Source organism: Pontibacter rufus (genome assembly GCF_015694705.1).
In the GTDB taxonomy this organism is placed as follows: domain Bacteria; phylum Bacteroidota; class Bacteroidia; order Cytophagales; family Hymenobacteraceae; genus Pontibacter; species Pontibacter rufus.
Genome location: NZ_JADQDR010000002.1, coordinates 426,103 through 445,479 on the forward strand (window position 1 = coordinate 426,103; position 19,377 = coordinate 445,479).

Genomic DNA, 19,377 nt, shown 5'->3' on the forward strand with positions numbered 1-19,377 from the left:
GGTTTAAATTACCAAGAACAGACAGCTTATACTTACCTATACTTCGTTTATACTTTAAACTTAATAAGTATCCGGGCAGAATTATGTTACCCTATTTTGTCCTCCTGCAAGTATAAATCCCGTATTTGTTGCGGAGGAACTTGTCAGCGAACCTTATATCCGCCGACAAGCTCCTTCCTGAATAAAACAGCACGTGTTTATACTTCAAATCCCTTTTTACAGGTACTTATATTCTCGTACTTAAAAGCATTAGTATCCCGGGTTTTGCTCCAACTTATTTCCTGAGGCCTGTATTTCTGATCGTGGAATAGGAAGCCAATAATGCTTTTCTTCAAAATGACGGCCATCAAGGGCAACTTTCCGGGTATAAACCAGATTATCACCGTCTTTGGTTATCTCTATGCCATAGGCCGGAACATTCTCTGTTTCTTCGGCAATCAGCCAACGGCGCACGTCGTAAAAGCGATGCTCCTCAAAAGCCAGTTCTATCTGGCGCTCGTTTCTGATACGCTCCCGCATTTCAGCCTGAGAAAGCCCGGCAGGAAGATCCGGCATACCTACCCGCTCACGAATTTTATTTATTGCCTCGTACACCGATGCGTCGGGACCTACGGCTTCATTCTGGGCTTCAGCATAGTTTAGTAAAATCTCCGCATAGCGGAAGTAAATCCAGGGCTGCCGGCCGGCCACATTCCAGGGGTTCTGGATCGGGTTTTCATCGTCCATAAACTTGCGCAGGTAATACCCTGTCTGCGAGGTGTTCCAACTGGACGGGCCATCTTTGCTGTCTTTACCGCCTGGCACAAACGTCTCCACCGCTCTGCCCCGGTATTGCGCTCCATTGTACAGGATAGTCGCATAAAAACGAGGGTCTCTGTTCACATACGGGTCCTGCGGATCATAACCTGACGTCGGGTCGTCAATTGGCTTGCCATTAGCCATTTCGTAAGCATCCACCAGGTTCTGCAGAGGTGTGTTTCCGCCCCAGGCGTCATAGCCGTTTGGTCCGTTGGCTATCTCAAGCGCTGTATGCCGTGAGTTCAGGTTATAATAACGGGCAAAAATTATTTCGTTACTGTTTCCTTCTTCATCTATAAACATGCTGGCATAGTCCGGGTCCAGGCTATACTTGTTTAAATCCATAACTGCCTTGGCTGCATCGGCAGCTTGCTGCCACGTCACCGTAGTGCCGTTCTCCTTATAAAGAGGGCTGGCTGCATAAAGCAACAGTCTTGACTTCAGGGCCAGGGCGGCCCCCTTGGTTGCACGGCCCTTTTCCCAATCTGAACTATGATCTAAGGGTAATCCCGCTGCCGCTTCGTTCAGCTCATTAACCACATAGTCTATACTTTCCTGAAGGCTGGCGCGCTCAAAGAGAGCTGGATCAGTGAAATCTTCTCCCAGTTCCGCCACATTATCACCCACCAGCACTACTCTTCCGAAGTTACGGATAAGGTCGTGATATCGGAAGGCCCTGATAAACTTTAACTCTGCAATCAACCGGTTTTTGTGGGACTGGCTCATCTCCACCTTGTCGATATTCGCTAAGGCGTAATTCACTTCCCTGATGCTGCGGTAGCTCCTGCCCCACAAACCCTCGGCAATGCCCATGTTCTCCGGCGATAGTTGCCCGCGCTGGATCAGCCATGTGTTATCATCACTCCTGTATATGGATTCATCTGTAAGAGAACTCCACAGGGCATACTCCCAACCTCTTCCGAAACCAGGCACATTGCTGTCTCCTTCTTTGTTTACCAACCTTACTCCCAAATAACGGTTCACTACAAACGACTCGAAAAGCACGGAGTCTGCTATAATAGCTTCGTCAGACAGGCGATCAGTAGGTGTAATGTCAAGGAAATCATCTTTACAGGATGTAAACACAGTGGCCAAGCCAATGGCACATGCTAAAAATATTTTCGACTTCATGATATGCTGTTTATTAGAATTTAACATTTACCCCCAGGTTGATAATCCGTTGCTGCGGGTAGAACTGTGCATTGCCAGAGCTGGTTTCCGGGTCAAAATCCTTCACTTTGGTAAAGGTCAGCAGGTTGAAGGCATTGGCATACACTCTTACATTCTCAATTTTGATTTTAGACAGCAACTGAGAAGGCAGGTTATAGCCCAGTTCGATGTTCTTCAACCGCAGGAAGGCTGTGTTATAGAGCCAGAAATCGCTTGGGTAAAGCCCTCCGCTGACAGCGGACCCGGTTCTTGTGTCTACCCGTGGGTAAGATCCATCCGGATTGGATGGGCTCCATCTGTTATCGGCCCAGGTGCTGAAGAAATTACCGCTGATTCCTACATCGGGCAACACATACTGCCTCACCCTGCCCTGGCCCTGAAACAAGATTGACAGATCAAAGCTCTTATACTGAGCACCCAGGTTAACTCCGTACATAATCTCCGGGATGTTGCCCAAGTCCGTTCTTACCTGATCATCTGCCGTAATTTCACCATCCCCGTTGTAATCCTCATAAATCAGGTCTCCCAGCTGCGCTCCCGGCACATGGGGAAGCTGATCGAGCTCTTCCTGTGTCCGGAAAATACCAACAGATTTATATAATAAGTAGGTGTTCATTGGGCCGCCTGTTTGTCTTTGGTAGTCCAGCACTTCAGGCGCTTCATCGATGAAAACTATCTCATTTTTGGCATATGTTATATTACCCGAAATATTGTACCTGAAATCATCCGCAACCTTATCGTATCCCAGGGTTGCTTCGATACCGTTGTTGTTTACCTGCCCAATGTTTTCAGAGGGTACAAGCGGATCAGCCCCATAAGGGTTTACAATACCCGTAATGTTGGGTACGGATGCATTTCTGTTAGCCAGAATATCTCTCCGCTTCTGTTGGAAATATATAAACTCAAAAGAGAAGTCGTTGAACAGCGTGCCTTCCAGGCCAACATCTGTTTTTTGGGCAACCTCCCACGTAATGGTTGGGTTTGCCAGCTTTACTAAGTTTATACCTGGGTGTACTTCTCCTCCGATAACGTACCTGTTATCGAAAACATAGTTATTAATAAACTGGTTTGCCCCAACATTATCATTACCAAGTTCGCCATAAGAAGCGCGCAGCTTCAAATTATTCACAAAAGAAATACTGTTTCTGAACCAGGGCTCTTCGGATATGCGCCAGCCTACTGAAATACCCGGAAAATAGCCGTAGCGGCTGTCTGCCGGGAAGTTAGCGGAACCGTCAGCGCGCATCTGCAACTCAGCCAGGTACTTTTCTTTATAATTATAGGTTACCCGGCCTAAATAACTTCTCCTGGAAAAAACCCAGCTCCAACCTTCATTGCTCCTGTCATTCGGGCCGGTTCCTCCCTGCGAAAGCTCCGGCGTAAGCGGCGTAGGAAAGTTTCTTCTGCCGGCCTCAAAATGCTCCAGGCTGTTTTCACTTTGCTCATATCCTATAAAGGCACTGATACCATGGTCTCCGAACTGGCGTTCAAAGTTCAGCTTGATGTTAGAGGTGATCAGCGTGGTGTTTTCCTGCGCCTCAAACAACGACGCGTTGGGCTCTCCTACTGTAACCGGCCTGTAAACATCGCCGCCTTCGTAAGAATACACCACGTAAGGTTTTGTGAATGATTTTGAAAAGTTCTGTCCTTTGTCAACAGAGTAGAAGCCGTCTACAGAAAGCCCTTCTACAAACGCAAGATCATACCTCGCCTTTAGTATCCCGTTAAAAATCAGGCGTTGGTTTTTATTCAATCCCGCTGCATCCGTCACAATCATAACCGGGTTGATACCGCCCTCTACGCCCTGAGAAGGCAAGCCATTGGGATAGCGCGCCGGAATAAAAGGGTAAGCTCTGTAAGTTTGCCAGAAAATTCCACCGGCTCCGTACTGCGGATACTGCCGGTTTTCCTGTCTGCCCGAAAGAGACAGGCCAATATTAAAGCGCTCTGTTATGTCAGCATCCAGGTTTGTTCTGAAATTGTACTGCTTATACTTTGTTGCACCATTTTTATAAAGGCCGTCCTGGTATACTGTACCCAGCGAAGCATAATACCTGACATTTTCTGTGCCGCCGTTCACGGAAAGGTTTTGCCTGTTTTGCAGCGCTACAGGGTTCAATACCTCATCCAGCCAGTCTGTGTCGGGGTAATTCAAGGGGTCGGAGCCATTTCTGAAAAGCTCCATTTCCTCTGGTGTGTACCGCTGGTTCAGCCCTCCCGCAGGATTGTTATAGTAATCTATTTCATTAAGTATGGTGGCGTATGTTGCGGCATCGGCAAATTCAGGCAAACGGGTTGGAGACGAAAAGCCCTGGTTAAAGCTATAAGATACGGTAGGCTTCCCTGTTGTTCCCCGCTTTGTTGTAACCAGGATAACCCCGTTCGCCGCCCTGCTACCATAAACGGCGGCAGAGGCATCCTTCAACACCGTAATGCTTTCAATATCGTTAGGGTCCAACCGATCCAGGCCTCCTATCTGGCCGGGAACGCCATCTACCACCACCAACACATCATTACTCCCTGTTGTTGCCAAACCCCGGATTCGGATCTCGGCGCCGTCATAGCCGGGTTCACCGCCACGGTTGTTAACAATCACACCTGAAACGCGGCCTGCCAGCGAGTTTGCCAGGTTGGGCTGGGGGCTCTTGTTTATAGCTGCTCCTTCCACCTCGGATATGGAGCCGGTTACAGTAGCTTTCTTTTGCGTGCCGTAGCCTACCACCACCACTTCTTCCAGGGCTTTCGTATCCGTCTGCAGGCTTACGTCTATCGTTGATCTGTTGTTAATCGGAACTTCCTGGGTCTGGTAGCCTATAAAAGAAAAGACAAGTGTGCCATCTAAACCAGGAACAGTAAGCGAATAATTGCCTTGCATGTCTGTAGGGGCCGCAGTAGCGGTGCCTTTCAGCAGCACGGTTACACCGGGCAAGCCCATCCCTGTTTCATCAGTTACTCTACCCTTTACAGTAGCATTTTGCGCAAGCACACTGGTTACAGAAAAAAGTGTGAGAAGAAGCACTAGCAGTAACTTCATCTTTTTAAATAAAAGATGTTCCATATTTAAATGTTTAAGGTTAAAAAGCAGAATCCTTTTAGTTTGTATAAGCGATTAATAGCTACAACAAATGAACACTTAAATACACTGCCGGGGAGGGGGTAAACTGACTTTTATAGGGGGACAGATGTTGCGTTATTTTCAAAATAGCACTCAAATGGCCACTTCAACGCTTTTTATATAGTCAGAAGGTGAGTACCCGAACTCTTTTGAGAAGCACTGCCTGAAATACTTATCATCATGGAAACCTACGAGACAGGCAACCTCGAATACTTTATACTTGCCGGACTTTAACAGCTTTGCTGCCTCCTGCATTTTCAGAGAACGCAGGTACGCAACAGGGGCCGCTCCTGTCAGCACCTTTATTTTCTTAAAAACAAGTGAGCGGCTCATGTTCAGGGCTGCTGAAAGCTCGTTTACATTAAAATTGGGATTGTCGAGGTTCTCCTTGAGTATTTCATATATCCGCTGCAGGAACTTTTCGTCAAGCGTGGATTCCTGCTTTGCGGGCTGAAGGCTGTTTATACTAAAAAGATTGAGATAGAACCGCTTTAGTTTTTCCTGCGACTGCAGCAGGTTATGAAGCTTCAGCTGCAATATCTCCGGGCTGAAAGGTTTCGTCAGGTATGCATCAGCCCCTGTTTCCAAGCCCTCTTTGTGGTGGCTTAAGGCAGTCTTAGCCGTTAAAAGCACAACAGGAATATGGCTGGTACGAATATCTGCCTTTAATTCCCGGCACATCTCAACCCCATCCATCACAGGCATCATGACATCACTTATTATAATATCCGGATGCTGCGTACGTGCCTGCTCTATACCTTCTTTTCCATTAATAGCCTCGATAAGGTAAAAACTGTCTTCCAGGTAGTCTTTCAGAAACTTTCTGATCTCTTCCTCATCCTCTACTATCAGTATTTTCTTTAAGCCTTTTCTATGGTTAATGCTTTCAGTCGGCATGTCTTCTCCTGCCGCAGGTAAAACATGCAGCAGGTGTCCCGGCAGGGCAGCAGGAAGCGGTGTTTCACTGGTAAACACAGTATCAGAGTCAAAATGCTCCTTGCCTAAAGGTATTTTAAACCCAAAAACAGCGCCTTCTCCCTCTATACTTTTCACAAACACCTGCCCCTTGTGCAACTGCACGAGCTTCTTGGAAAGCGCCAGCCCCAAGCCCGAGCTCATAGGAGCCACAGGATTACCCTGGTAGAACCAGTCGAAAACGTGCTTTAACTGGCCAGCAGGAACTCCTATACCATTGTCTTTTACTTCTACAATAGCAAAGCTGCCTTGCCCTTCTTCAACAGGCATTTCCTCGGTCCTGATGGTTACGGCAATAACGCTGCCTTTACCGATATACTTGAAGGAATTGGAAAGAAGGTTATTGAGCACCATCTCCAGCTTCTCTCTGTCGAACCATGCAAAAACGGGAATATCCGGGGTAGACAGGCTATACTCGATCTGCTTTCTTTGCGCCAGTTCTTTAAAAGAAGTATAAACCTCCTCTACAAAGGCTACCATATTATCTTCTTTTACCTTCAGCGCCATGCTGCCGGCTTCAGCCCTGCGGTAATCCAGCAGTTTGTTAATGAGACTAAGCAGCTTGTGTGCGTTCCGGTAAACGAGCTGTAGTTTTCTGCCTGCAGGAGTAGTCTGGTTTTCTTTACTCAGCATCTCCTCCAGAGGGCCGAGCATGAGCGTGAGCGGCGTTCTGAACTCGTGCGATACTTCTGTAAAAAAGCGCAGCCTTTCCCGGGCAAGCCTGCGCTCTTTTCTGCTTTGGGCTTTTGCAAGCATTAGCTTACGCCGTAGCTTTTTCTGTTTGGTGCTGAAATGATAAACTGCATAGGCCAGCCCCGCTGACAGAAGCAGATAGAGAAAGTAAGCCAGAGGGGTTCGCCAGACAGGAGGAAGCACTTTTATCTGGACGGAAGTATATTTCGTTCCCCAGGCATCATTATGGTTCGAGGCTTTAACCATAAAGGTATAGTCGCCTGGTTCCAGGTAGCGGTAAGTGGCCGTACGCTGGCCGCCTACGTAGTTCCAGTCTTTGTCCAGCCCGTCTAATTTGTAAGCGTACCTGTTCTTTTCTGTATTGGCATAATCCAAAGCGCCAAATTCAATTATAAAAACCGGCTGGTCCGGTTTCAGTATAATCTTTTTGCTTTCCCCCACCATCTGCTCATAAGGGAGAAGCCCGTCTGTTAAACCATTTAATTTTACGGACTTGTTAAACAGCTGCAAACCTGTAATTACCACTTCAGGGGTGTTTAGCCTCTCTTTTACCTGGGACGGGTAAAACAAGTTCAATCCCTCTGTGCCGCCAAATCCCATATAGCCTTTGCTCTTGCGGTACAGGGCCGAACCAGGATTAAACTGCCCGCCCTGCAGGCCGTCTGCGGCGCTGTAATTGTAAAACTTTTGCGTCTTTACCTCTAATCTTGATAGACCTTTATTCGTGCTCATCCATACATTACCCAGCAAATCCGGAAGGATGGCGTACACCGTATTGTTTGCCAAACCATTTTTCTCACTGTAGCGCGTTGTCTTTTTTCTTAACGTGTCATATACTATCAAACCATCTTCTTCCGTGCCGATCCAGAGCTTCTGATTTTCATCCATGTAAAGAGAAAAGATAACGTCGCTTGGCAAATAGCCTTTATCCTGTGGCTTATAATAGTGCTTTGTAAATGTCTGTGTGGCCCGGGAAAAGCTGTACAGGCCGCCTCCATACGTTCCGATCCAGAGCCTGCCGCCTTTGTCTTCAGCAATCGCCCTTATGTCGTTTGAGGTGATACTGCTGTTAGCCGTGTTAAAATTTTTGAAGGACCCGGTATTCTGATTAAACAGGCTTAGACCGCCGCCATTTGTGCCAATCCAGATATTGTGCTTTGCATCTTCGAAAATAACCCGGACGTCATTTCCTCCCAGGCTTGAGGCATCGGCACGCGCATGCTTGAAATTCACAAAGGAGTCTGTCTCTTTGTTGTACAGAAATAACCCCTGTGCATAGGAGCCGAACCACAAATTATGTTCTGCATCCTGCAGCGCACAAAGAATAGCATCATCCGTCAACCCGCCGCCACCTTTACGGGCAGTATAATGCTTAAGCACCTCTCCGTCTGCACTACACTTATAAATGCCGCTTCCATCAGTACCCAGCCACAAGTTACCTTCACTGTCAGTACAAATACCATAGTAACGTATATCACCTTCTGCAGCAACAGCAGTTTGCCCGGAGCGAAGATGCATCTTGATAAACTTCTCTTTTTCGTTGCTTATCATGTTGATGCCGTCGCCGTAAGTGCCTACCCACATGTTATGGTCTTTGTCTTCGTATAGTGCCTGCACAGAGCGTTGGGTAAGCCTAGTTCCATCTTTGCCCTTCACCTCTGCAAAACTAAATTCACTCAGGGCCTGCACATCAAGCTGCCTGATATCCAGTTTATACACGCCCCCGTCCTGCACGCCTATCCATAGCATTTCCTTGCTGTCTTCCAGAACAGACAAAATAATGTTGCTGCCCAGTGCGTACTTTTTGGCATCGAAAACAAAGTACCTGCCTTTCTGTCGCTGGTATAAGACTAACCCACGCGTGGTACCTATCCAAATATTATCGAAGTGGTCCTCATAAATACATTTGATGTTAGGAGATGGCAGCGCGCTAGTTTGTGAGAGGTGTAAGACCTTTTCCGAAACAATGCCATCCTGCACCTTAAAGACATTTAGCCCCGCATCCTGCGTACCTACCCACAATAGCCCGTCACCATCCTGGTGCAGGCTGATAACCTTATTGCTCGACAAGGCCGGAAGGGTTTGCTGATTATAGGGGATAAACATGTTTTTACCCCTGTCATAATAGGAAAACCCGGCATTGTAAGAAGCTACCCATAAGTTTCCTGCCGCACTTTCAGTAATATCGCTGATGTCGTTGCCCACAATGGAGCTTTTATCACCAGGAATGTGCCGGTAATGCGTAAACCTTTCCGTTTTAGCATCAAACCGGTTCAACCCGTGTCTGGACGATACCCATAGAACACCTTCAGAGTCTTTGAAAACTTTCTGAATAAAATTACCCGTTAGAGTATAAGTATGGTCTGGATCATACTTAAAGCTTTTAAAGGCGTAGCCATCAAAACGGTTTAATCCGTCTTCGGTAGCAAACCACATCAGCCCCTTGTTGTCTTGTGTGATACTTGTTACAATCCCAAGAGACAAGCCATCCTTTACACCATATTTCTTTATGATATTCTCGGGTTGATTCGGGATAAAAGAAGTAAGTAAAAACAAGAAACCGGCCAGGGTACATTGTCTTACCAGATGCAAAGTATCTTTCATATATAACAGATTTACCGTCCCCGCTTTATTCCTCTTGTAAGTATTAAATCCGACAGAGATGTCGCTCCGCCTAAATCCCGGAGCCCACCAGATACTAACATTTAATAAAGAGTACCCTGAAAATTATGTAAGTATGATTGTTTTAGCAGTAATGTAAACTAAAATCATAACCTTTCCAATTCCCGCATTCTTCATCTTCCAGGCAAAATATTGAAAAGCATCGTCAAATCACGTATTTTTGCACCGTGAAAGCTTACTGCCTCTTACTGTCGCTTTTTGTATCGCTGTTATCGGTGTGGCCCTGCTGCACAGAAGATGTATGCAGCGATGCGGAAGGTATAAGCATAAGTGCAGAGGCTACTGCCGGTGCCCAGCCGGAACACCAGGACTGTACCAACTGCTCTCCCTTTCTGGCTTGTGGCGCCTGCACGGGTTTCACGGTATCAGGCAACAGCCTGTTATTGCAGCCGGCTCCGGTGGTTTCAGCAACTGCACACAGGAGCGCCACGCAGGGAAACCGCACCATCCAAATATCCGCTTCCGTCTGGCAGCCGCCAAAGCTTGGTTAATGATTGCTTCTCTTTTCAGCCTGCGGTGGATGCCATGCGCAGGTTTTTTAACGCATGAATCAGTAACCAGCATTATACATGAAGAATTCTATTTTCCTACTGCTCTTTCTGTTGAGCACAACGATAGCTTATAGCCAGCACACCCTCAGCGCCACCATCCTGGACGAAGAAACAAGGGAACCACTTATCGGGGCCACAGCGCTGCTGGCCGGCACAAACACAGGCGCCAGCAGTGACGCTGCGGGCAGGCTGCAATTAAACGGCATTCCGGACGGGGAACAGACAATAATCTTCCGCTACGTGGGCTACGAGGAGCAGGCGCTGCACCTCAGTTTTCCGTTTTCCGTTGCAGATACAGCCATCACTGTTTATTTACAACCAACCGGCGAAGACCTGGAGGAAGTTGTGGTTTCCGCCACCCGCAGCAGCCGAACCATTGATGATATTCCCACACGCGTAGAGGTTATTTCCGGCGAGGAGTTGTCGGAGAAGGGCAACATGAAACCCGGCGATATCCGGATGCTGCTCAACGAGAGTACAGGCATTCAGACGCAGCAGACGTCTGCAACCAGCGCCAACGCCAGTATCCGGATTCAGGGCCTGGACGGCAAGTATACACAAATTATCCGCGATGGCTTTCCGCTCTATTCCGGTTTTTCAGGTGGCCTGGGCCTGCTCCAAATCGCACCACTGGACCTGAAGCGCGTTGAGGTAATAAAGGGCTCTGCTTCTACTTTATATGGCGGCGGCGCTATTGCCGGCCTTGTAAACCTTGTGTCCAAAACACCTTCCGAAACACCCGAGCTCAGTTTCCTGCTCAATGGCACATCGGCCCTCGGGCTGGACGCGAGTGCTTTTTATGCGCAGAAGTATGGCAAAGCCGGCGCAACAGCCTTTGTTTCCTACAGCCACGGCACGCCTTACGATCCCGCCGGCATCGGCCTGACGGCTATTCCTGCCTACGACCGCCTCACCATTAACCCCAAATTGTTCCTGTATCTTAATGACAGAACCACTGCTTACGCGGGGTTTAATGGCACCATTGAGAAAAGAACAGGCGGCGATATCCAGTACATAGAAGGGAGTGGCGATGACGCTCATACTTATTTCGAGGAAAACAAGACCGGCAGGTTCAGCACACAACTGGAACTCGATCACAAGTTAAGCGACAAGGCGTACCTCGTTCTGAAAAACAGCATCAGCTACTATGACCGCCAGGTAAGGCTCCCGGATTACTTTTTTGGGGGCGAACAGCTTTCCAGTTATACCGAGGCCAGTTACCGGCATACAGGAGCGACATCGGAATGGGTGGCAGGTTTAAACTTTATCTCCGACAAGTTTGATGAGGCGCGTGTTGCCAACGGCCCCGACAGAGGGTATAACCAGACGACTACCGGCGCATTTGTTCAGAACACCTGGAAAGCGCTGGAACGGCTTACGCTGGAAACAGGCTTAAGGGGCGATAACCACAGCGCGTATGGCTTTTTCCTGCTGCCGCGCATTTCGGTCATGTATACTTTTTCGCCCAACCTGACAACCCGCATCGGTGGCGGGCTCGGGTATAAAGCGCCGAATGTGTTCACAGAAGATGCAGAGCGGATTCAGTTCCGGAATGTGCTGCCCATAAATGTAAACAGTACCGAAGCGGAGAAATCTTTCGGCGGCAACCTGGACGTAAACTATGCGACGAGCCTACTGGATGATGAGGTAACCTTTAACGTTAATGGCTTATTGTTTTATACCAGAATCCAGAACCCTATCGTGCTGGCGCCGGATGGCAACACAACCTTGCGGTACCTGCAGCCGGAAGGCTTTTTAGATACCAAAGGGCTGGAAACAAACATAAAACTGACCTATAGCGACTTCAAGTTATTTGTTGGTTATACTTTGGCTGATGTGAACGAGCACTACAACGGCCGGCAGGAAGCGTATCCGCTGGTAGCGCGGCACCGGCTAAACAACGTGCTGATGTATGAGGTGGAGGACAAGCTTCGGATTGGCCTGGAAGCTTATTACTATAGCCCGCAGCACCTTACAGATGGTGCGGTAGGTAAAAGTTACTGGCTGATGGGGCTGATGGCAGAGAAAATGTGGGAAAACTTCTCCCTGTTTATCAACTTCGAAAACCTGCTGGACACACGCCAGACCCGGTTCGACACCATTTATACCGGCACCATCACCAATCCCGTATTCCGCGACATCTATGCCCCGGTAGACGGCTTCGTGATAAACGGCGGCATCAAGTTCCGGCTGCTGTAACTGAAAGATATTGGTATTCAGACTTTAGATATTAGACTTTTCTGTCGGTTTATACCTAATGCTTCCCGCTTTATACTTCGTGATGAGCTATTTACTCTCTTTATACTTTAAAATGGCACAAGCAAGGGATGTCTTCAGCAATACGTCTTGTCATCCTGAAAGAATCTCGTGAATGAATAGTAGGTAATCCACAAGATCCTTCCAGGATGACAAAACAACAATGCCGTATCATTCTTTTAGGCAAAGGTTTAAACGCGGCAAATTATAAAATGATAGCCTCCGGGTTTAGCACAGCTTTCTACAGTGCTATACCCGGAGGCTATCATTTTAATTATCTTACTACTGCGCAGCGTCGTCTTTTACAGAAAACTTATACACTGTAGTAGACTCATACGTTTCGCCGGGCTCCAGTATAGTGGAGGGGAAACTCGGCTGGTTGGGTGAGTCCGGGAAATGCTGCGTCTCCAGGGCGATGCCGTAATGCTGGTTATACTTCTTATTACCGCTGCCGGTAAGCGTTCCGTCCAGGAAGTTGCCGGAGTAGAACTGGATACCGGGTTCTGTAGTAAACACTTCCATTACGCGCCCGCTGGTTGGCTCATATACAGTGGCGGCCTTCTTCAAAGTATTGCTGGTGTCGGTTAGTACGAAGTTATGATCGTAACCGCCTTCTACCTGATCAATGCGCTCGCCAATAGCATGCGGTGTGGTAAAGTCCATGGCTGTGCCGGATACCTTGCGCAGTTCGCCGGTAGGTATAAGCGTTTTATCTACCACCGTATACCTGTCAGCATTCAAGGTCAGCTGATGATCCATGGCATCGTCGGCAGTGCCGGCGGCCAGGTTAAAGTAGCTGTGGTTGGTCAGGTTTACGGGCGTGGCTTTGTCGGTAGTTGCCTTGTAGTCGATTCGCAGTTCGTTATCGTCCGTCAAAGTATAGGTTACCGTTGCAGTCAGCTCACCGGGATACCCCTCCTCTCCGTCCGGGCTAACGTAGGTAAACTGAATGGCATTTTGCTGCGGCATGGGCTCCGCCTGCCAGATTACTTTGTCAAAACCTTTGTTGCCGCCATGCAGGTGGTTTTCCCCGTTGTTAGTGGCTAAGGTATATTCTTTCCCATCCAGGGTAAACTTTCCTTTGGCGATGCGGTTGCCGTAGCGCCCTACAATGGCTCCAAAATAGGGGCCGCTCTTGAGGTATGCATCGCTCTGGTAGCCGGCCAGGCTGTCGAAGCCCAGCACCACATTGCCTAGTTTTCCGTTTTTGTCGGGTACGAGCAAAGAGGTAACGGTAGCTCCATAGTCACTTATCTTCGCGGTCATTCCGTTCTCGTTGGTAAGTGTGTAAAGAGTTGCCTCCTGTCCTTCTTTGGTCTTGCCAAATGGCTCTTTTTTAATATCCATAGTGGTTTGTTCTGCTGTTGCGGTAGATGTGGTTTCAGTGTCGGCTTCTTTGTTGCCATCGCCGGAGCAGCCCGCCAGACCAGCAGCGCCAAAGCTTCCGGCCAAAGCCAGCAGGAGGACACTTTTTCTTAATTCTCTTCTTTTCATAAAGTATAAGTAGTTATTAGTTGATTGTTAAATATAGGTATAGTTTCAGCTTAAATTATGCATGTCACCGCAAATTGTGACAACACGCTGTTAGCAGTTCGGGCTTCTGTCTGTCCGATATTTAGGCTTCTATATTCCATATGTATCTGTCAAGTGTAGCAAAGTCATCAAAATTAGTTTCAGTCATTACTTCTTTTAGAATTTCAACTGTTAACTCATATTTTTCACCAAATGAAAGTCCTTTAGGATATTCAAGTCCAAATGGTTTTTGCAAGCGTTCTACGAATAAGTCATTGTGCAGGTAATATTTCTTTGGATTATGAGCTACTAAAACTTTTGATATAAATCCTTTGCCAACATTTTCAATAGATAATTTCCCATCAAGAGCTTCGTCAATTCTTGTTTTTATTGGAATGCTGTCGTTACAGATAAACTTCATCAGTTCAGCAAATTGCTTCGGATTTTCTTGAATTCTACTTTTTACCTTAATGGCTACAATTGTTCCGAGGTCCTTAATTGAAAAGAAGGTCTTCAAATCAAGCTTGTTAAAATTGGGGTAGTCTAGGCACTCTCTTAATTCACGAACAATGTTTTGCCTGTGTCTTTTAATTTCTAAATATTCTTTTGTTTTTCTAAAGCGTTTTAATTGAGAAATGACTTTGTTTCTTAGCCTTAAATTAGCTTGAAGTTTTATTTGTTCCTTTTCTTTTAAATCTTCAATTTCATCTTTCTCTTTTTTCCTTCTTTTTAGTCTATTGTCGTATTTAGGTTTATAGTCTTTAATAAAATCAAATGTTAGAGGCTGTGCAGTTGGAAGTAGAGTTTTGTCGAACCAGTCAACTAACTGTTTGCAGATGTTGCTATCCTTAGTCCCTAAACTCATTTCTATATTATCAGTAAGTCCACCGTTGGTGCAATTGGCTGAACCAACATAAGCTATCATCTGTCCACTAGATTTGATGATATAAACTTTAGGGTGAAAAAAGTCTTCTGTTAATATTTTGGCGTTTACTGTCCGCTTACCTTTTAACGAAAGGAGTTTTGAAAGTGCTTTTGGGTCCGTCGGCAAATCAATACCTATAACAAAATTCAATTTGCAAGTCGTTGGTAAGGCTTGTAAAACAAATTCAAGTCCTGCAAAGTTTAGAAGTCCAACAGCCACCCAAATTTCGTCTGCGTTTTTTAGTGCCGATTTTAAGTCGCTTGAAAGTTTGTGTGAGATTGTTGTCATTTAGTTTAGTTGTCTGCTTGTTGTTTGTATGGTTTGTCATAGCCTGACTGCCAACAATTTCTTAAAAGCTTCAAGTCTCCCATCTTTTGTCTTGCTTTTCTTTTGCCCAAAACTCAATTCAGTGCTAAAGCATCGTCAAATTTAACCTTTACATCCTAATTGTCTATATGAAACCAGTCGAAAGTTGCAGTATTGTTTGAGGGACCCTTTGCTGTTAAACCTATGCGCACACTCCTGTCCCAAGGCGGAAGGTAAGCTGCATCCACGGCAGTACCATTGTTCAGCGGGTGCCATGCAGATCCGTCTGCACTCCAGGCAAACTGCATCTGGTCGCCCTTAGCGGTGGTAAGTTTCAACTGCATCATGTCGTCTTCCGGTGCTGCCGTTTTTGCAATAATTTGCATCTTACCTTCTTTCACAGTCCAAAGTATAACTTCATCATTTTGCACGGCTATTCCCACGGCATTATCGTTGTCGCCGATGGCGGCGAGCCCGGCCATGGTACCATCCTGCAAAGCCTCCTTGTCTATAGCAGTGGTGGCAGTATAGTCGCCATCTTTGGTGCGTTTAGCCAGCACGGTTCCGATATCTTCAGGAGAAGCCTTTAACACGAGCAAGCCATCTTCGCCGGTATTTAACGTATAATCAGGCTGCTGCCCTACCGGCCACTGCCAGGTACGGGCCAGTTCCCCGGAGGTAAACTCCTCCTCCACATCCGGCGATTTGGCCACTTCAGCTTTCTCCCCCGTTGGTACCTGGGCAGTTATACTTGGCGAGTTGTTTTCAAAATGAGGCCAGTTATCGTCTCCCCATTCAATTTTATCCAGCAAACCCTGGCGGCCCGGGTACACAGAGCCCTCGGTATTATAGGCGTGGTAAAGAAAATAATCCTCCCCGTTCCCGGTTGTTACCACCGTGCCATGGCCGGGGCACTTCCATTCTTCATTTTTGTGCATGATGGGGTTCTCTGCATATTTCTCCCAGGGGCCTTTTATACTTTTAGCCCGCGCCACGCCCACGCCGTACGTACATCCGCGTCCGCAACAGGCATCGCCCGCATAAAACAGGTAATAATAATCGCCACGCTGCACAATGGCCGGCCCTTCTACCAGGGCTCCCTCCCAGGTACCGGGATCATTGCGGAACAACTCGAACTTTTCGCCTGTCAGCGCGGTGCGTTCTTCGTTGAGGCGCTGCCCCCAGATAGGCGTGGGTTGCTGGCGGCTGTTGCCGTCTTCTTTCCATATTAAGTATAAATCACCTTTCTCGTCCCTTACCTGAAACCCGTCGATGGAACCCGCTTCCTGGCAAACCAGCGGGCCATGGTCGGTATAAGGGCCGGTGGGACTGGTAGCGCTGGCAATACCGACGCACAGGCTGCCGCCTTTCTTTTTGGCGGTATAGGTAATATAATATTTGCCGCCTTCGAAGCTTATTTCAGGCGCCCAGAAATGTGCCTCAGCCCAGTCAGGCGCTTTATCCGGAAACACATGGCCCACAATCTCCCAGTCGATCAGGTTTTTGGAATGAAGTATAGGGTACAGCGGCGCCCATTCGGAGGAAGTAGCCGTTGCCCAGTAATCGTCTCCTACCCGCACCACCGAGGGATCAGCAAAATCTCCTGCCAGCACAGGGTTGCTATAGCTTGCCGTTTGTGCCGCGGTAGTTTCTGCTGCTGGTTGCTGCTGATCGGTTGTGGCTGTTTTGTTGCCGCTACAGGACAGCATAATGCATCCGGCCAGGCAGCTTAACAGTATGTTTCTTTTCATGGTATAGAAGTTTAATGACGTAATTTAAACAGTATGGCGGATTTGTATGAGTGAATTGAGAGAATTAAGCGCATATACATCAGCCATGTGCACTTTATGAGCCTCCACTGTTTGAGCGTTCAGCGAGTTTGGAGGGTCTTGATTCTTTTGCTTACTTTTCTCATCAAGGAGAAAAGTAAGGCCCAGCCGGCGAGGCGAAAAGTGGGCTAAGTGCTTTTAAGTTCAAGTATCATAACACATATTTATCTATAGCTCTGCTTAGTTTAACTCAATTTATGTTTTAGTAGAAAAACTACTCTATGGCAGGCGCCTGCTGTGCTGTCACAGAGGGCGTTCCCGTCTCAATCTTTGGCCAGCCATTGGCATATGTAATTTTATCCAAAAGTATAATACGGCCTTTGTCGCGGCTCGCCGAAGCGATGGCGTGGTATACTATCCAGTCCTGCCCGGCATCGTCGGTGATAACGGAGTTATGGCCGGGCGCAATCCAGCGGCTGTTGCGCGCCAGAATCACGCTGTTCTTGCTGCCTGTTGCTTCCGCCATTGCTTCGAAAGGGCCGGTCGGGTTCTTCGACCGGGCGACCATCACGGCATAATGCGCTTTCTCGCCACAACAGTTATCACCGGAGTACAATACATAATAGTATCCGTTCCGGTATATCACCCAGGCACCTTCTACTAACTTCTGGTAATTGTCCGGATCGTCGCTGCTGATGGGCTGCACAACTGGAATGGGTTTGCTGCCCGCTTTAAAGCTCAGGCGGTCGTCGGCCAGTTCCTGCACTTTGATGGGCCCGAATCCGGAACCCCAGTACAACAAATGCCTGCCGGAGGCCGGATCATCGAATGCCATCGGATCAATGTTAATGAAGCCTTCGCCGCAGAGCAACGGTTCTCCCTTGTCCACAAAAGGGCCCGTCGGGCTTTTGGAGGTAGCCACGCCCAGGCATTTGCCTATTTGTTCACTATCGGACTCTCCGGAATAGTATAAATAATAGGTTTCATGGGTTTTGTCATACAGCACGTGCGGCGCCCAGAAGTCGCTGCCGGCCCAAGGGGGTTTGGTGGGAAGCGCATCTCCCATCGGTTCCCAGTCAACCAGGTTTTCTGACCTAGCCACCTGTATGTTTACCGTGCTGCCGTTTACGTCGGTGTTGGTGCCATACACATAATAATAACCATCCCCGGCTTTTACCACGGTTGGGTCAGCAAAGTCTTTGTTGTAAACCGGGTTGGTATAGGTATCGCTAACGTTGCCCGCCTCAGCCTGCCCCGAAACAGCACTGTTTGTAGCCGTCTGCCCTGTTGGCTGACAAGCCATCAGGCTTAAACTTAAAAGCAGGAAGTGGTAACGTATCCGTTTCATAGTTACTGTCATGTTTGCTGCTAAATAAAAGCATCCTTTAATCCATTCCCTCATCTCTATTCCTCCCCGGAAGGTACTTTTATCGGTACGCCTGCCGGCAACGGGATGCCAAAATTGGGTGAACCGTCTGCATTCCAGGTAAACTGCTGCAGCCGTATGTCGCGCTCCCAACCTGGTTTGGTCGTTTTTTTAGAGTGATAGATAATCCAGTTCTCCGTGCCGTCGGGCGAAGTGGTAAAGCTGGCGTGGCCCACACCGTATACTTCATCTGTGCCCTGAAACACGGGCCCTGACTTATTCCAGTTCTCCGGCTCTAAGGGGCTGAGGGTAGTATCTGTGAGCGCGAGTTGCCCCAATCGATAATCTTTCAGCCACGATTCGCGGGTAGAGTAAATGACAAATACTTTTCCTTGGTGTTTGAGCACTTCCGGCCCTTCGTTTAAATCGAGCGGGCCACCTGTTTCCCAGCTTTCGGTGGGCGATGATATTTTTACCCGGTTGCTGCTGATGATCCAGGGGTTGCTCATGGGGGCAATGTATAAATGCTGCTTCGTTTTGTCTGTTTCAGCATTCTGCTCCCAACCCGACCAGATGGCATAAAGCTGCCCGTTCAGCTTAAGCGTGGTTAAATCTATTGCCCATTTTGCGGAAGCCGGATTCTGAATGCTATCGCCGGTATACAGCATGCCTTTGTCCTCGTAAGGCCCGAAAACATCATCCGACACCGATTCGAGCACGCCAGACCGCTGGTAAACGAAAGGAGAGCCGGGCTTTTTTGCCGCCGCATAGTAAATGTACCACTTGCCGTTAAAGGGATGCAGCTCAGGCGCCCATACATTGCTTTGGTTCCAGCCTGTATCGGGCGTTTCCCATACTTTTACACGCTCGCCCAGCTCGGTCAGTTTGTCTGATTTTGTTACGTAAATACCGCCGTTGCCGGAACTGCACGAATAATAGTAGCCATCCTTTTTGATAACCCACGGGTCAGCCCCATCCGCAATGGGATTGGTAAAGTAGCTGGTAGCAGCCGTAGCCTGGCGCCCGGTACCTGTTTTATCCGGAGCAACGGCGCTGGTCGTGCATCCAACTAAAATTACCTGATAAAACAGGAGTGCTAATAATGCTTTCTTCATAGGTGCCTAGTTCGTAAAAGTGGTCGCTGTGCTAAGCCGGCAACTGAAAGTGTTTTACGTTTAAATTGGTTAATTATCAGATAGTTGGTTGCCGTAAGTTTGGTTGATTCTTCATGCAATGGCACTTATACTTTATACTTAAAC

10 protein-coding genes are annotated in these 19,377 nt (G+C 47.8%); 2 read left to right on the forward strand and 8 right to left on the reverse strand.

From position 1 onward, the window contains the following. Nucleotides 1-249: 249 nt before the first annotated feature. The 3 genes from I2I11_RS06075 to I2I11_RS06085 all read right to left on the reverse strand — a co-directional run bounded on the left by I2I11_RS06075 (nt 250) and on the right by I2I11_RS06085 (nt 9,355). Nucleotides 250-1,929 carry a RagB/SusD family nutrient uptake outer membrane protein gene (locus I2I11_RS06075; protein WP_196266769.1) on the reverse strand — a complete coding sequence of 560 codons (1,680 nt, stop codon included), beginning with the start codon at nt 1,927-1,929 and terminating at the stop codon, nt 250-252. Between the two features lie 13 nt (nt 1,930-1,942). Further along, the gene (locus I2I11_RS06080) at nt 1,943-5,002 is read right to left on the reverse strand and encodes a SusC/RagA family TonB-linked outer membrane protein (RefSeq protein WP_230679927.1); all 3,060 of its coding nucleotides are present in this window, start codon (nt 5,000-5,002) and stop codon (nt 1,943-1,945) included. 174 nt (nt 5,003-5,176) lie between these two features. Then, the gene (locus I2I11_RS06085) at nt 5,177-9,355 is read right to left on the reverse strand and encodes a two-component regulator propeller domain-containing protein (RefSeq protein ID WP_196266771.1); all 4,179 of its coding nucleotides are present in this window, start codon (nt 9,353-9,355) and stop codon (nt 5,177-5,179) included. Nucleotides 9,356-9,600: 245 nt separating this feature from the next. Here I2I11_RS06085 and I2I11_RS06090 point away from each other — a divergent pair, with 245 nt between their 5' ends. Further along, a complete protein-coding gene (locus I2I11_RS06090) occupies nt 9,601-9,924 on the forward strand; it encodes a DUF6660 family protein (RefSeq protein ID WP_196266772.1) in 324 nt (107 codons plus the stop codon). Nucleotides 9,925-10,002: 78 nt separating this feature from the next. Then, on the forward strand, nt 10,003-12,183 hold the full coding sequence (locus I2I11_RS06095) for a TonB-dependent receptor (RefSeq protein ID WP_196266773.1): 2,181 nt from the start codon (nt 10,003-10,005) through the stop codon (nt 12,181-12,183). Nucleotides 12,184-12,522: 339 nt separating this feature from the next. Here the strand turns inward: I2I11_RS06095 and I2I11_RS06100 are convergent, their stop codons facing one another. The 5 genes from I2I11_RS06100 to I2I11_RS06120 form a co-directional block, all read right to left on the reverse strand. Further along, nucleotides 12,523-13,734 carry an aldose epimerase family protein gene (locus tag I2I11_RS06100; protein WP_196266774.1) on the reverse strand — a complete coding sequence of 404 codons (1,212 nt, stop codon included), beginning with the start codon at nt 13,732-13,734 and terminating at the stop codon, nt 12,523-12,525. A gap of 121 nt (nt 13,735-13,855) precedes the next feature. Then, a complete protein-coding gene (locus tag I2I11_RS06105) occupies nt 13,856-14,965 on the reverse strand; it encodes a phospholipase D-like domain-containing protein (RefSeq protein WP_196266775.1) in 1,110 nt (369 codons plus the stop codon). Nucleotides 14,966-15,120: 155 nt separating this feature from the next. After that, nucleotides 15,121-16,734: a family 43 glycosylhydrolase gene (locus I2I11_RS06110; RefSeq protein WP_230679928.1), complete on the reverse strand. Its 1,614-nt coding sequence runs from the start codon at nt 16,732-16,734 to the stop codon at nt 15,121-15,123. A 292-nt stretch (nt 16,735-17,026) separates the two neighbouring features. After that, nucleotides 17,027-18,100, reverse strand: a complete 1,074-nt coding sequence (locus tag I2I11_RS06115; protein WP_230679929.1) for a glycoside hydrolase family 43 protein — start codon at nt 18,098-18,100, stop codon at nt 17,027-17,029. Nucleotides 18,101-18,156: 56 nt separating this feature from the next. Beyond that, nucleotides 18,157-19,233, reverse strand: a complete 1,077-nt coding sequence (locus I2I11_RS06120; RefSeq protein ID WP_196266776.1) for a glycoside hydrolase family 43 protein — start codon at nt 19,231-19,233, stop codon at nt 18,157-18,159. Nucleotides 19,234-19,377: the final 144 nt, after the last annotated feature.

What these genes read in the sequence shown, in the direction of transcription:
- I2I11_RS06095 (WP_196266773.1), top strand. Translation starts at nt 10,003, where the DNA reads ATGAAGAATTCTATTTTCCTACTGCTCTTTCTGTTGAGCACAACGATA.
- I2I11_RS06100 (WP_196266774.1), bottom strand. Translation starts at nt 13,734, where the DNA reads ATGAAAAGAAGAGAATTAAGAAAAAGTGTCCTCCTGCTGGCTTTGGCC.
- I2I11_RS06085 (WP_196266771.1), bottom strand. Translation starts at nt 9,355, where the DNA reads ATGAAAGATACTTTGCATCTGGTAAGACAATGTACCCTGGCCGGTTTC.
- I2I11_RS06115 (WP_230679929.1), bottom strand. Translation starts at nt 18,100, where the DNA reads ATGAAACGGATACGTTACCACTTCCTGCTTTTAAGTTTAAGCCTGATG.
- I2I11_RS06105 (WP_196266775.1), bottom strand. Translation starts at nt 14,965, where the DNA reads ATGACAACAATCTCACACAAACTTTCAAGCGACTTAAAATCGGCACTA.
- I2I11_RS06110 (WP_230679928.1), bottom strand. Translation starts at nt 16,734, where the DNA reads ATGAAAAGAAACATACTGTTAAGCTGCCTGGCCGGATGCATTATGCTG.
- I2I11_RS06120 (WP_196266776.1), bottom strand. Translation starts at nt 19,233, where the DNA reads ATGAAGAAAGCATTATTAGCACTCCTGTTTTATCAGGTAATTTTAGTT.
- I2I11_RS06080 (WP_230679927.1), bottom strand. Translation starts at nt 5,002, where the DNA reads ATGAAGTTACTGCTAGTGCTTCTTCTCACACTTTTTTCTGTAACCAGT.
- I2I11_RS06075 (WP_196266769.1), bottom strand. Translation starts at nt 1,929, where the DNA reads ATGAAGTCGAAAATATTTTTAGCATGTGCCATTGGCTTGGCCACTGTG.